The organism is Noviluteimonas caseinilytica (genome assembly GCF_018406605.1).
Lineage (GTDB): Bacteria > Pseudomonadota > Gammaproteobacteria > Xanthomonadales > Xanthomonadaceae > Noviluteimonas > Noviluteimonas caseinilytica.
Genome location: NZ_AP024545.1, coordinates 3171342 through 3185348 on the forward strand (window position 1 = coordinate 3171342; position 14007 = coordinate 3185348).

Annotated in this window: 11 protein-coding genes; 1 reads left to right on the forward strand and 10 read right to left on the reverse strand. The window is 67.2% G+C overall.

Annotation, left to right across the window (positions count from 1 at the left end; genetic code table 11):
- Positions 1 to 89: 89 nt before the first annotated feature.
- The 10 genes from LYSCAS_RS15435 to LYSCAS_RS15480 form a co-directional block, all read right to left on the reverse strand.
- Positions 90 to 353 (reverse strand): hypothetical protein, encoded by a 264-nt coding sequence (locus tag LYSCAS_RS15435; protein WP_213434931.1) that lies wholly within the window; start codon positions 351 to 353, stop codon positions 90 to 92.
- Positions 354 to 533: 180 nt separating this feature from the next.
- Positions 534 to 3572 carry a discoidin domain-containing protein gene (locus LYSCAS_RS15440; RefSeq protein WP_213434932.1) on the reverse strand — a complete coding sequence of 1013 codons (3039 nt, stop codon included), beginning with the start codon at positions 3570 to 3572 and terminating at the stop codon, positions 534 to 536.
- Positions 3569 to 4381, reverse strand: coding sequence for a carbohydrate ABC transporter permease (locus LYSCAS_RS15445; RefSeq protein ID WP_213437874.1), 813 nt, complete (start codon positions 4379 to 4381; stop codon positions 3569 to 3571). The genes LYSCAS_RS15440 and LYSCAS_RS15445 overlap by 4 nt, the downstream gene beginning before the upstream one ends.
- Positions 4382 to 4413: 32 nt before the next feature.
- Entirely contained in the window at positions 4414 to 5292 is an 879-nt protein-coding gene (locus tag LYSCAS_RS15450) for a carbohydrate ABC transporter permease (RefSeq protein WP_213434933.1), read from the reverse strand.
- On the reverse strand, positions 5289 to 6587 hold the full coding sequence (locus LYSCAS_RS15455; RefSeq protein WP_244858579.1) for a sugar ABC transporter substrate-binding protein: 1299 nt from the start codon (positions 6585 to 6587) through the stop codon (positions 5289 to 5291). The genes LYSCAS_RS15450 and LYSCAS_RS15455 overlap by 4 nt, the downstream gene beginning before the upstream one ends.
- A complete protein-coding gene (locus tag LYSCAS_RS15460; RefSeq protein WP_407075149.1) occupies positions 6584 to 8062 on the reverse strand; it encodes a glucoamylase family protein in 1479 nt (492 codons plus the stop codon). The genes LYSCAS_RS15455 and LYSCAS_RS15460 overlap by 4 nt, the downstream gene beginning before the upstream one ends.
- Positions 8062 to 11037: a TonB-dependent receptor gene (locus tag LYSCAS_RS15465; protein ID WP_213434934.1), complete on the reverse strand. Its 2976-nt coding sequence runs from the start codon at positions 11035 to 11037 to the stop codon at positions 8062 to 8064. The genes LYSCAS_RS15460 and LYSCAS_RS15465 overlap by 1 nt, the downstream gene beginning before the upstream one ends.
- A 74-nt stretch (positions 11038 to 11111) precedes the next feature.
- On the reverse strand, positions 11112 to 12137 hold the full coding sequence (locus tag LYSCAS_RS15470; RefSeq protein ID WP_213434935.1) for a LacI family DNA-binding transcriptional regulator: 1026 nt from the start codon (positions 12135 to 12137) through the stop codon (positions 11112 to 11114).
- Positions 12138 to 12232: 95 nt separating this feature from the next.
- Positions 12233 to 12508 carry a BolA family protein gene (locus tag LYSCAS_RS15475; RefSeq protein ID WP_213434936.1) on the reverse strand — a complete coding sequence of 92 codons (276 nt, stop codon included), beginning with the start codon at positions 12506 to 12508 and terminating at the stop codon, positions 12233 to 12235.
- Positions 12505 to 12804 carry a YciI family protein gene (locus tag LYSCAS_RS15480; RefSeq protein ID WP_213434937.1) on the reverse strand — a complete coding sequence of 100 codons (300 nt, stop codon included), beginning with the start codon at positions 12802 to 12804 and terminating at the stop codon, positions 12505 to 12507. The genes LYSCAS_RS15475 and LYSCAS_RS15480 overlap by 4 nt, the downstream gene beginning before the upstream one ends.
- 298 nt (positions 12805 to 13102) lie before the next feature.
- Here LYSCAS_RS15480 and LYSCAS_RS15485 point away from each other — a divergent pair, with 298 nt between their 5' ends.
- On the forward strand, positions 13103 to 14005 hold the full coding sequence (locus tag LYSCAS_RS15485; RefSeq protein ID WP_244858581.1) for a segregation and condensation protein A: 903 nt from the start codon (positions 13103 to 13105) through the stop codon (positions 14003 to 14005).
- Positions 14006 to 14007 lie beyond the last annotated feature (2 nt).

Here is a 14007-nt window from a genome sequence, read left to right on the forward strand (position 1 = left end):
TCGCTGCAGAAGCCCGCTCGGGGTGAAGACCGCGTCGCCCGAACCCGCGGCGTGGTAAGAATTTCTCGCCGACGTGGCGGCGAAAATTCTCACCCCACCACGGGCTGGGGCATCACCATTCGAGCCTTTTCGATCAAGGGGCCGACCTTTTCCCAGGTTCGCTGGCGTGCGTGGTAACGCACGCGCAACCCAATCAATTCTTTCGCGACGAGCAAGAGCCCTTGAAGGAACGCGGGGGCGGCGGCCAGGAAACCCTCAATTTTTTTGCCGCGAAGCGGTCGCAGCTTTTGATTGCCGCGAAAGAAGTGATTGGGGTGTGCGTGCGTTACACGCACGCCTGCGACCTCATGCAAAGGTCGGCGCCTTGATCGAAATCGCGCGAAAGGTGATGCCCCAACCTGTGGTGGTGTGAGAATTTTCGCCGCCACGTCGGCGAGAAATTCTTACACCGCCGCGGGTTCGGGCGACGCGCAACTGCACCTCAAGCGGGCGTTTGCAAAGAAGCCCATGGATCCCTGCTTTCGCAGGCTGCGCTATCGCACGATTTCAACCGTGGCCGGTACGTGGGTGATCCGCAATTCCTGGCTGTGCCATTGCGCGGGTTTGCCGTCGATCGTGGTCGTGCCCGGTGTGCCTTTGAATGGCCACGGGAAGACCATGCCGCCACTCGGTGGTGTGAGGCCGTTGCCAATTTCCAGATGCAGGCGGTTTGCATCTGCACGCAACGAATACTTGAGGGGGCCGCCCGGAGTGCGGAGGCCTTCGACGGCGATGCCCTGCCCTGTCATCCAGTCGGCGGGAATGCCTGCGGCGATGACCAGGGCGTCGTCGGATTCGCGCGAATACGCGAACAGGTCCAGGGCGGAGCGCACGTAGTCGGAGGCGACCCAGGCGTGCGGGAGGTCGCCGAGGAAGAAGGGTTTGCGCGGGGTGCGCGAGACGACTTCCGCCCATTGGTTCCAGGCGCGCGGTTGCTGGTCCTTGAAGAAGAAGTCCAGCGCGGAATGCGCGCGGTCGCGCCAGCCCAGGCGGACGAAGGTGCCGATGGTGCGGAGTTCGTACGGGGTGTAGTCCTTCCATGCGCGCGTGTTGGTGCGGCGCTGTTCGAACTCGGTCCAGTAGCGCTCGAACGTGGCGAGCAACGCGTCCTGCGGGAGGTTGGCCTGTTCGCCGCCGGGGGCGAGCGCGATGGTGGTCGAGGTGGCGTCGAAGTCGCCGAGTTCGGCCGAACCCGGGAGGAAGTTGATGTTCTTGCGCGCCATCGCCAGCTTCAGCGAATCGCGCAGGTCGCCGGCGAACTGGTCGCGCGAGGCCGCGAAGCGCTTTGCGTCGGCATCGTGCCCGAGCCACTGCGCGATCTGGACCGCATCCTTGTAACCGCGCAGCGCCCAGAAATCGTCCCAGTACGAATGCATCGGCTTGGCCGAATAGCCTTCGTGGCTGATCGAGGCCGGCATCAGGCCGTAGAACGCGGGATTGGTGGCGCGGTTGGCTTCCGTGCGTTCGCTCGCACGCAGTGCGTCCATGTACTTCACAGCGCCCTGCACGTGCGGCCACATTGTTTCCAGCAATGCGCGGTCGTGCGTATAGCGATACACCTCGGCGGCCAGGAACACGAACTCACCGTGGCTGTCGTTCTCCGGCACGGGATCGGCGCCGCGATCGTCCACGCAGCATGGCACCTTGCCGTTCTCGAACTGGCGCGGCGCATACCAGCGCAGGAATTCGCTCGCGATGTCTTCGCGCCCCAGGCGCAGCAGGCCTTCGCCGATCATCGCGCCGTCGCGGATCCACGCGCGCGAATACGAGCGCGTGCCCGGTTGCAGGCGCGGCCCCACGCGGCTGATCGCCATGTGCCCGAGCGCGGTACGCAAGGTATCGACGATGCGCTGGCCCTGTGGCGGCACCTGGACGCGCACGCGATCGAGCTTGTCGTGCCACTGCGCGGCCACGGCCGCCTGCGCAGTCGCGGCTTCGCCCTGCTTGAGGATCGACGGCGGCTGGCCTTCGAGCGACGAGGACCACGCGAACTCCACCGACGCGCCCGGCGCGAGGTGCACGTCGTACTCGAACACGCCGCTCGCCAGCCCCGTCGGATCGTCCGCGAATGCAGTCTTCGACGGCAGCCCCTGCCCATCGAACGTCGTCGCCGAAACGCGATCGGCCTTCGGGAACACCGCCGCGCGCGGCACGTTGTCCACGGCCACGTATTGCGGATACAGCATCAGCTTGTTCAGCGGGCTCACGCCGCCGGTGGTGTTGAGGAACTGGCTCGGCGGGTTCACCTGGAACGGGCGCACGCGCAAGGCGAAGGTGTAATCCATCGGCGCGCGCGTCGTGTTGGCCAGGCGGTAGCGCGCGATGAGGCGCGCATCGGCGACTTCGCCCGCCGCCACGCCGCCCGCGCGCGGTTCGGCGAATGCGGTGATGTCGAGCGTGTAGTCCGGATGCGTCCACTGCACCGACGGCATCGGCAGGTAACCATCCTGCAGCGATTGCGTCGCGTGCACGTCGGCCCACGTGCTGCGCCGGCCGCGCGTCGTCACCATCGGTTCGAGGCTGAAGGCACCCTTGCCCAGTTCGATCGCACCGTCTTCGCCGAGCAGCGCCTGGTCGTGGCCGCCGTCTACGCCCACGATCGTCCAGTACGGTTGTTCGTTGACGAAGCCGCGCGGATACGCACCGCGCGGCGCACGCGCGGCGACGGCCTTGACGAAATCGTTCGGCGTCGCGCCGAAGGCCAGCGGTTGCGCATCGATCGCTTCGAGCGTGGCCGGGGTCGCCGGCTTCACGCGCAGGTAGCGTGCGTCGGTTTCCGGCAGCGCGAGGGAATCCTCGCCGCCGTCGGCGCCATGCACCTCGCGCAACACGCGCCACGCGCTGCCGTCTTCGGAGGCCGACACGGTGTAGTCGCGCGCGAACGCGTCGCGGTTCCAGCGCAGGATCGCGCCGCCGAGTTCGCGCTGCGTGCCCAGGTCCAGCGTCCATCCCTCCGCGCCGGGCGACAGCGTGCCCGTCAGCGGGCCGCTCGGCGGTGGCGGCAATGGCGTGAACGTGAGCGTGTCGAAGCACACCGCGCCGCGTCCGCCGTCGCCGCTGGCCAGGGTGAACTCGAGTTTCGCGCTGTGCTCCAGCGCGGTCTTCGGCGACGGGCCCCACGCCTTCGCGATGTCGCGCTTGCGGTACTGCAGCGGCGTCCAGTCGTCGGGCAGCTCGAACTTCGGCTTCACCGACCACCACACGTTGTCGCCGCTCGCATCGACGAGCTTGAACTGGAAATCGTTGCGCGCGCCCGTGCCGCGCACCTTGACGTCGAACGCGTAGTTGGCCGGATAGTCCAGCGGCAGGTCGCGCTGCAGGCCGACGTACCCGGCCACGCCGTGGAAGTCGTAATCCAGGCACAGCGCCGCACCGTCGGGCCCATCGACCTTGCGCAGGGTGCCGGTCACCTGGTCGGACTGGATCACCTTCCACGCGCGCAGGTCGGAGAAATCGTCCAGTGCGCGCGCGCCCTTCGGGCCGCCGCAGGCCGCCAACCCCAGCACGCATCCCGCCACGAACCACCGTCTCATCCCTTGACGCTCCCGACCAGCAGACCCTGCATGTAATACCGCTGGAGCACGAGGAACAACAAGAGCACCGGCAGGATGGTCACGACGGAACCCGCCATCATCAGTTCGTTGTCCTGCACGTGTTCGCGCGAGAGCGACGCCAGCGCGACAGGCAGCGTCTGCAGGTCCTGGTCGCCGAGCACGATCAGGGGCCACATGAAATCGTTCCATGCGCCGAGGAAGGCGAAGATAGCGAGCGTCACCAGGATCGGTCGCAACGCGGGCAACACCACCTGGAAGAAGATGCGCAGCTCGCCCGCGCCGTCGATGCGCGCCGCTTCCAGCAATTCATCCGGCAGCGAGCGCGCGTACTGGCGCACGAGGAAGATGCCGAAGATCCCCGCGAGCCCCGGCACCATCGCGCCGGCGTACGTGTTCACCAGCCCCATCTGCTTGAGCAGCAGGAACAGCGGCATCATCGCCACCTGCCCCGGGATCACCAGCGCGCCAAGCAAGGCGCGGAACGTCTGTTCGCGCCCGCGGAACTTCAGCTTCGCGAAGGCATAGCCCGCCAGCGTGTTGAGCAGCACCGACACCAGCGTGACGCCCGTGGCGATCAGCGCGCTGTTGACCAGGTAACGGCCCATGCCCGCGCGCAGGAACAGTTCGCGATAGTTGTGCAGCGTGGGCGACGACGGCCACCACGGCGGCGGGAAGTGGCTCGCCTCGCCCGGTTGCATGAAGGACACCGCGAGCATCCACGCCAGCGGCGCGACGGCCAGCACGGCGAGCGCGAACAGCAGGCCGTTGACGGTCGCCGCGGCGAGCATGCGCTTCGAACGTTCGTTGCCCTGCACGTCGATCATTCCGCCCCCCGCCTGCGCGCGAACCACAACAACCCGCTCGTGGTCGCCGTCATCAGCAGGAACAGCAGGAACGCCACCGCCGACGCGTTGCCCAGGTTCCACCACTTGAAGCCTTCTTCGTACATCAGGTACAGCACGCTGACGGTGCTCTGCAGCGGGCCGCCCTGCGTCATCACGTAAGGCTCGGCGAACAACTGGAAATAGCCCGCCATCGTGAGGATGCCCACCAGCAGCAACACCGGCCCGAGCATCGGCAGCGTGACGTGCACCAGTTGCCGCCACCACGACGCGCCGTCGATGCGCGCGGCTTCGTACAGGTCTTCGGGGATCGCCTGCAATCCCGCGAGGAAGATGATCATGTTGTAGCCGAAGTTCTTCCACACGGCGAACAGGATGATCGACGGCATCGCCCATCGCGGATCGCCGAACCAGTCGACCGGATCGATGCCGACCAGCGACAGGCCCCAGTTCGCCGCGCCGTACCGCGTGTGGAACAGATACCGCCAGATCACCGCGACCGCCACCACCGTCGTCACCACCGGCGCGAACAACGCGGTGCGGAACACGGGCTTGAAGCGCGCGAGCTTCGAGTGCAGCAGCAACGCCGCGGCCAGCGACACGAAGATCGACAGCGGCACGCCCGCGACGACGAAGTACAGCGTGTTGCCCAGCGCCTTCCAGAACAGCGGGTTGCCGAGCAGCTTGATGTAGTTGTCGAGCCCGACGAAGCGCAGGTTGCGCTGGTCGGCGAGCGCGTAGATGTCGAAGTCGGTGACGCTCAGGCCCAGCGCGGCGATGACCGGCAGCACGAAGAACAACGCGATCACCGTCAACGCGGGTGCAGCGAAGGCCCAGCCGGCGAGCGATGGCTTCATGGCGCGGCGCCCGGCAGCGTGTGGTGGTCGAGCATCCAGCGGCGCTTCTCGAGGATGGCATCGGCGCGGCGATCCATTTCCGCGGCGGCGACGTCGACGCTCATCTTGTCGTTGGCCACTTGTTCGCCGACGAGGCGGATCTCGGTGGCGATGCGTTCCCACTCCGGCACTTTCGGCGCGGGCACGGCGCGTTCGAGCTGGTCGCGGAACGCGCGCGCATACGGATCGTTCGCGAGCGCCGGCGTCTGCCACGGCGAACGGCGCGGCGGCAAATCGCCGGTGAGCGCATGGATGCGCACCTGCTGCGCGGGCTCGGACAACCACGCGATCAGTTGCCACGCCGCGTCCTTGTTCCGCGCGGACTTGAAGATCACGAAGCTGGTGCCGCCGGCGATCGACGCGCCCGGCCCGTCCGGGCCCGGCAACGGCATCGTCATCCAGTCGTCCGCCAGCGCCGGCGGCAGGCGCTTGCGGAACTCGGCGATGTTCCAGGGGCCGCTGATGTAGTAGCTGAAGTAGCCCTTGCCGAATTCGTCCCACACGTTGGAGATGCGCGTGTTGTCCACGCGCGGTGCCAGGTCTTCGTCGAACAGGCTCTTGTAGAACGCCAGCGTGCGCTTGTAGCTGGCGCTGCGGAAATTGCCGAAGCGGCCGCCGTCGCGCAGCAGCGGTTCGGGTTGCTGCACGGCGAGGTTGAGCAGCGGTTCGAATTCGTTGAGCGGCAGCAGCACCGCGTACTTGTCCGCGCCCGCGGCGCGCTTCAGCGCCACCATCGAGGCGCGCCAGGTCGTCCAGTCCTTCGGCGGCGCGGTCACGCCGGCCTTCGCGAGCAAATCGCGCCGGTAATACGGCACGCGCGTTTCGACGTACCACGGCACCGCGTACGTCCGGCCATCGATGACGCCGGAATCCCACGCGCCTTCGAAATAATCGGCGACGTCCACGGCCGGCGTCGCCTTGAGGCGCGCGTCGAGCGGCTCGAGCGCGCCGAGCGCGGCGAACTCCGGGATCCACGTGTTGCCCAACGGTACGACGTCCGGCAACGCATTGCCCGCGAACGCCGTCAGCAGCTTCTCGTGCGCGGCGGTCCAGGGTTGCTGCTGCAACCGCACCTTGATCCCGGGATGCGTGCGTTCGAACTCGGGCAGCAGCTGCGCAACGACTTCGCCTTCGTAGCCCATCGCCCAGAAGCGCACGACGGTGCCGCCCTGCGCTTCCGAATGCCGCGCGCAACCCGCGACGCACGCGAGCGCCGCGACGCACGCCAGCGCCCACGCGCGCAAGCCGGTGTTCACTGCGCTCCGTCGAGCCAGCCGCCGGTGAAGCCCGCGCGTTCCAGGCCTTTGCGGATGTAGGGATTGCGCCGCATCACCGACCACACGAAATCGCTGCGATGGTTTTCGATCATCAGCACGATCGGGCCCTGGTCGATGCCGAGGTAATCGCCATCGACCCACCCGGTGCCGGGCACGAGCTGGCCGTGGTGCAGTTTCGCGTCGGTGAACGTGAAGCTCGGATTGAAGGAATCGAGGAACCCGTACTGCGCGTAGATCGCCTTGCCGTAACGATCGTGCATCGCCTGGATCGCCGCGATCGATTGCTCGGGCACGAACGGCATCGACGCCGCGGCCGCCGTCGGCGCGATCGTGCCGTCGTCGATCGTGTACTCGGTGCCGGTGCCGCGCGCGGTGTAGGTCTGGAACAGGCGCGGCTTGCCCTTGAAGGAGATGGTCGCGTCGATCGGGCCATCGGAGGCCGTCAGGCCCCACACGTCTTTCCCGTAGCCGTCCCAGCCCGCGGGATTGGCGACCGCGTAGGCCTGCTGCGACAACGCCGCGCGACGGCTGTTCTCGAAGTAATCGATGCCGCGCCTGGCCATGTAGGCATCCTGGATGCCGCGGAAGTCGACCCACACGTGCGAATACTGGTGGCCGAACAGCGGCGGGAACGACAGGTGTTCCTGCCCCTGCACGGTGCCCCACGTCTTGTCGTAGGTCGACGTCCACGCGTCGTACGCGTCCTTGCCTACCGGATGCGTGGGCGAGCCCAGCGCGAGGAGGTAGACGAGGATCGCCTCGTTGTAGCCGTTCCAGTCGTAGGCGATGAAGCCCTTCTCCGGCGTCCAGCCCATCGAGATGCGCGGCTTGCGCGCCTGCGCCCACGGCCATTCGACCTTGCGATACAGCTTGTCGGCGAGCGCGCGGATTTCGGTTTCGCGCGGGTCCTTGCCGTCGTAGTACGTCTGCGCGAACAGCACGCCGCCCATCAGCAGCGTCGTGTCGACGGTGGACAGCTCCGTCGTCTCGAAGCGCGCACCGTGCTCCATGTCGATGAAGTGGTAGTAGAAGCCCTTGTAGCCGGTCATGCCGCGCGCGTCGGGGCCCTGCGGCGCGGTGTCGAAGAACCGCAGCGTGGCGAGCGTGCGATCCACCGCCTGGTCGCGCGTGATCCACCCGCGCTCCACGCCCACCCCATACGCGGTGAGGCCGAAGCCGACGGCCGCGATGCTGGAGAACGACGGCGTCGGCCAGCGATCCGGCACCAGGCCGTTCTTCGCGTTGGTGCGCTCCCAGAAATAATTGAACGTGCGGTGTTGCAGGTCGTCGACGAGCGGCGGCACGGTGTTGATGTCATGCGCCGTCGCGACCGTCGCCGGCGCAGCGGGAGGCTGCGCAGGTGGCTTCTGCTCCGCCGGCGGGGCCTTGCACCCCGCCAGCATCGCGACCGCGAGGAACGTTCCGAGGGCAATGCGTGGGGGATGCATCGCCATCAGAAGTCGAAGCCGACCGAGAGCTTGAACGTGCGCGGCGGGCCCTGGATGTTGTAGCCGTTCTGGTCGCCGAAGGTCGGGTTGAAGTCCGGGACCGGACCGCCGCGCCAGGTGTCGTAGTCCGTCCAGTTGTGCCAGTCGAACACGTTCAGCACGTCCACGCGCACCCACGGGGTGAAGCTGGTCTGCGTGTCGAAGGACTTCCGCAGCGCGAGGTCGAGCTGCTTGAAGCCGTACGTGCCATCGGGCACGAACTCATCGAAGAAGCAGTTGTTGAAGCTGGTGGTGTCGTGGCAGTTCACCGAATCCTTCGGATACGGGCTGGACACGGTGAGCTTGCCGGAGAACGTCATGTCCCAGATGGTGTCCATGAAGCCGCTGACCACCAGGCGGTTCTTCGGCACGCCCACCGACATCAGGAACGGCTGGTTGTCGAGGCTGGGATAGTCGAACAGGTAATGCTCGTCCGAGTTCGCGGCGTTGAAGCGGTTCTCCTTCGAATCGCTGTAGGTGTAGGCGAAGGTGATGCTCCACGGCGAATCGGTGGTGTAGGTCTTCTCCAGCGACACGAGGAACTGGTTGAGCTTCGTCTCGATGCCGTTGTCGGCCTTGATCAGCGTGCCGAAGCCCGGGATCGGGAAGCCGAAGGGCTGGTTGCCCCACGTCGCACCTGGTACCGCGGGATTGCGGAAGCTGCCATCGGGCCAGCGGTTGCCCAGCGAGAAGACGATGCCGTCCTTGCTGACGATGTGCACGTACGTCGTCGACAGCTGCCATTCCTGGCCCCACACGCCGAACGAATTGCGCATGCCCAGGCTGAACTGGTCGGAGTACGGCGTCTTGAGGTCGTTGTTGATCAGGTTCACTTCCGCGCCCAGGTTGGGCGTGGCCGCGACGATGCCGTACAGCGTGTTCGGATCGTAGAAGCTGCTGTTGAACGTGAAGCACTGCGCGTCGGTGGCCGGGTTGCACGGATGCGTTGGCGTGTTGAAGCGCAGTTCGTAGGTCGGGAACGTGCTCTTGGATTGCTCGAGCGCGAGGTAATCCCACAGGTTGCGATCGTAGGTGCGGCCCGCGCCGCCGAAGATCACGTGGCGTTCGTCGGCGAACAGGTCGTACGAGAAGCCCAGGCGCGGCTGCCACGCGCCGGTGAAGGCGTCGCGGTTGTTGCCGTCGCTGATGTAGTTCTCGATGTTGTAGTCCACGTTGGGCCCATGGATGTTGGGCCACGCGCGCAACGCAGCCACGAGGTTGGGCGGCGTCACGTAGTTTTCGTAGCCGGGGCTGCGCTCGTAGTCCCAGCGCAGGCCGAGGTTGAGCATCAGCTTCTCGGTGACCTGCCAGTCGTCCTGGAAGTAGATGCCGAACTGCTTGGCCTTGGTGGTGATGTCGCGGCTCGGCGAGCCCGGCACCTGCGCGCCGAACTGCACGCGCCACGGCACGTAGGTCCCGAAGCTGTTGTTGCCGAGGAAGATCTGCTCCGGCAGGTCCACCGAGTACTGCGGGTTGTAGGGCTGCTGCTCGAACGCGTTGATGTCGATGGTCTTGTACTTGAAGCCCGCCTTCATCGTGTGGCCTTCGAAGCCGAAGTACGAGAAGTCGTCCTGCAGCGACCAGCCCTTCTGGCCCTTGTCCTGGAAGTCGCGGCCGCCGCCCACGTTGAGCACGGCGCCCTGGAAGGGATCGCCGGTGGTGCCGGTGAAGCGGAAGCCGGGACCGATGGTCGTGGCGCGCGGGCTCCACTGCTCGTTCTCGAACGTGATGTGCGCGTCGTTGAGCCACTGCTCCTGGTTGTACTGCCAGCGCAGGTCGACGCGCGTGCTGTCGTTCTGCTTGGACGTGCCGTAGTCGAACGTGTCCTGGCCGCCGATGCCGGTGATCTCGGTTTCGTTGCGCTGCTTGAGCGACAACTCCACGAGGTTGTCGCCGTCGGGTTGCCACGTCAGCTTGCCGAACCACAGGTCTTCGTCGAACGGCGAGGACAGCGGCCCGGTGAACTGCTGCAGGTTGGCCGGCAGCGCGAAGCCGCCGTACATCTGGCCCGGCGTGATCGTGCGCGGGCTGTCGATGCTCTTGCCTTCGTAGGTGACGAAGTAGAACAGGCGGTCCTTGAGGATCGGGCCGCCGACGGACATGCCGTACTGCTCGGTGTGCGTGTTGGCTTCCACGCCCGCGCGTTCCTCGGCGGGCGTCATCGAGCGCCAGAAGTCCGACGTGCGATCCCAGAACACCGAGCCGCCGAAGTCGTTGGTGCCCGACTTCGTCACCGCGGTCACCGCGGCGCTGCTGATCTGGTCGTACTCGGCCTTGTAGTTGGACGTGATGACCTTGTACTCGCCCACCGCCAGCTGCGGGAACGGGTTGCCGCGGCTGGAATCCTGGCCGCTGATGCCGCCCTTGAGCACGTAGTTCTTCTGGCCCACGCCGTCGATGAAGACGTTGACGCCGTTGGAGTTCTGCGCGCCGCTGCGCAGCTTGGTGGAGTCGTCGTTGCCGGTGTCGAAGATCACGCCCGGGACGGTGTCGGCGAACGACAGGAAGTTGCGGCTGGACTGCGGCAGCGATTCGATCTTCTTCGGCGTCACGTAGGTCGCGACTTCCGACGTGCGCGTTTCCTGCACGGCGCCGACCACTTCGACCGATTGCAGCTGCGCCGGGCCGCCCGCGACGTTCAGCGTGACGTTCTGACCGACCGACAACGTCACGGTGCGCGACTGCCCGCCTTCGACATCCACGCGGTACACGCCCGGCGGCAGGCCGGCGAGGATGTAGTTGCCGTCGGCGCCGGCCTGCACGCTGCGCGACAGGCCGGTGGCGGTGTTGGTGGCGGTGACGCGCGTGGATGCCGTGGCGGCACCCCGCAACGTGGCGGACGTGCTTTGCGCGAAGGCCGGTGCGCCCAGTGCGAGGACGCAGCTGGCGAGCGCGACCGCGAGCAGGCGCGGCGTGGGGCGGTGAATGGTGCGAGGCTTCATGGCGTGTCCCTCTCCCAAAATTCTTGTTGCAAGAAAAATCTGGATGGATCGAACGCAGGGGCCGCGCACGGCCTCTAGGAACTGTCGCGGCGCTCGCCGTGCGGAGCCGGCGGCGTATCGCGTTGTGTCGATTCGCGCACCACGAGGTGCGGAGCGATGGGGGCGCTGTCGAGCGGCGTGCCCGCGATCAGCGCGCGCAATGCGAGACCACCGAGTTCGGCGATGTCGACGGCGATCGTCGTCAGCGAGGGATGCACGTAGCGCGCGAGCGGGATGTCGTCGAAGCCGGCGAGCGCGATGTCGTCCGGCACGCGCAGGCCGGCCTGGTGGAACGCGAACAGGCAGCCGAGCGCGGTCATGTCGTTGGCGCAGAACACGGCGTCGGGCCGCTCCGCCATCGCGATGATGGCCTGGCCGGCGCGATGGCCGGAGGATTCGTCGAACGCGCCGGGCAGCACGATGGGATCGGCGTCGGGCAGGAATTCGGCGAGCGCTTCGCGATAGCCGCGCAGGCGTTCGGCGGCGTCGAAGTTGCCTTCGGGGCCGGCGACGAACGCGATGCGGCGGAACCCGCGCGCCGCCAGGTGCTGCACCATGCCGCGCGCACCGCCGTGGTTATCGACGCGCAGCGTGCCCAGGCCGATGCCCGTCAGGCCGGTGTTGATGAGCACGACCGGATGCGCGTCGTCGAAGTCGTCCGCCAGCGGCGTGCTTTCGACGAAGGGCGACATCACCAGCAGGCCGTCGACGCGGCCGCGCATCGCGCGCAGCGCCACGCCCTGCTCTTCCGGGTGGCCGTGGTAACTGGAGACGAGGAGATACAGATCGTGCTCGCGCGCCACCTGGTCGATGCCGCGCATGAGTTCGGAAAAGAACTCGCCGTGGAGGTCCGGCAGGACGACGCCGATGGTGCGGGTGCGCCGGCTGCTGAGGCTGCGGGCGGCGTGGTGGGGGACGTAGCGGAGTTCCTTCGCGGCGTCGATCACCCGGGCGCGCACGCCGCTGGCGACGTTTTCGCGTCCATTGAGGGCGCGGGAGACCGTGGCCACGGATACCTGGGCCAGCCTCGCCACATCCCGGATCGTCACGACATCACCCATCCGTGCTGACCTCGAATCCCCGTTGCGTCCCGAATGTAAACGTTTTCACAACCGGGTGTAAACAAGGCGTAAAGATCAGCGCAGGGTTGGGAACTTCAGGCCCTGGCCTCGTCCGGGGTGCGGGCCCGGATGGAAAGCGCGTGGATGTCGGTGGTCATCATCTCGCCCACCGCGGCGTAGACGGCGCGATGGCGCGCCAGCGAAGCCAGCCCGCGGAAGGCGTCGCTGACGATGTCGACGTTGAAGTGCCCCCGCCCGTCCCGCGCGCCGGCGTGGCCGGCATGGCGGGCGCTGTCGTCGACGACCTCGAGGAACGTGGGCGAAAGCGCCGAATCCAGCGCCGCGCGGATCCGTTCGACGCGATCGCTCACGGCAGCACCGGCTTGAACGGACGCACGTCCACGCGGGTGTAGACGCCGGCCTCCACGTAGGGATCGGCATCGGCCCAGGCGCGGGCGGCCTCGATCGATTCGAACTCGGCGATCACGATGCTGCCGCTGAAACCCGCCGGGCCCGGGTCTTCCGCATCGATCGCCGGGCACGGGCCCGCGAGCAGCAGGCGGCCCTGGTCGCGCAGGTCGGTGAGCCGGGCCACGTGGGCGGGGCGCGCGGCCATGCGGCTTGCGAGCACGTCGGCTCCGTCGTGTCCTTCGATGGCGTACCACATGGGCGTCGATGCACCTGCTGGATCGGGGCCGCGATTCTAAGGTGTGGACAGTGCCGGTCGACCCCCGTACCCTTGCGACCATTGTTCGAGGCCGGCCACACGCGGCCCACCGCGATCCGATGGCACCGCCGCCCGGATCCCCTTGCAAGCGACTTTTCGATCCGCGACCGCGCCCGGGCCCGCCCGTTCGCCGCCGCCTTGCACCAGCAGTGGCCCGGAGGGGGCCGCGAAACGCATGTCCGAAGAACCGAGCGTGCCCGTGCCCGAGGCGACAGCCGCAGGCGCACACCCGACATCCATGGCCGGTCCCCACCCGCAGCAGCAGGAAATGCCGCTGGCGATGGTGCTCGGCCAGCCGGTGCTGCAGATCCCGCAGGACCTGTACATCCCGCCGGACGCGCTCGAGGTCATCCTCGATGCGTTCGAAGGCCCGCTGGACCTGTTGCTGTACCTGATCCGCCGCCAGAACCTGGACATCCTGGACATCCCGGTCGCCGAGATCACGCGCCAGTACGTCACCTACATCCAGGCGATGCACGAGATGCGCTTCGAGCTCGCCGCCGAATACCTGGTGATGGCCGCGATCCTGGCCGAGATCAAATCCCGGATGCTGCTGCCGCGGCCGCCGAGCGAGGAAGGCCTGGAAGACGACCCGCGCGCGGATCTCGTGCGCCGCCTCCAGGAATACGAACGCTTCAAGCAGGCCGCCGAAGACCTCGACGCCCTACCCCGCCAGGATCGCGACACGGCCCCGGTGTCGGCCTTCGTGCCGGATCGCGCGTCGGTGAAGTTGCCGCCGCCGGTGGACCTGCGCGAAATGCTGCTGGCGCTGGCCGACGTGCTCAAGCGCGCCGAGCTCTTCACGCAGCACGCCATCAAGCGCGACGCACTGAGCGTGCGCCAGCGCATGGGCGAGCTGCTGGAACGGATGGGCGATGGCGCCTTCCATCGCTTCGAGTCGCTGTTCGTGGTGCACGAGGGCAAGCTGGGCGTCGTGGTGACGTTCCTGGCCTTGCTCACGCTCGCCAAGGAACAGCTGGTCGAAATCCTCCAGGAGCCGCCGAGCGACGCGCATGGCGACATGCGCACGCTGGCCCCGATCTACGTCAAGTCGCTCGCCGTCGGCGACGACGCCCCCGACGCCCTCGAACTGTCGAGCGAGTTCGACGACGAACCCGCCGCCAACGATTCCAACGCCTGAGC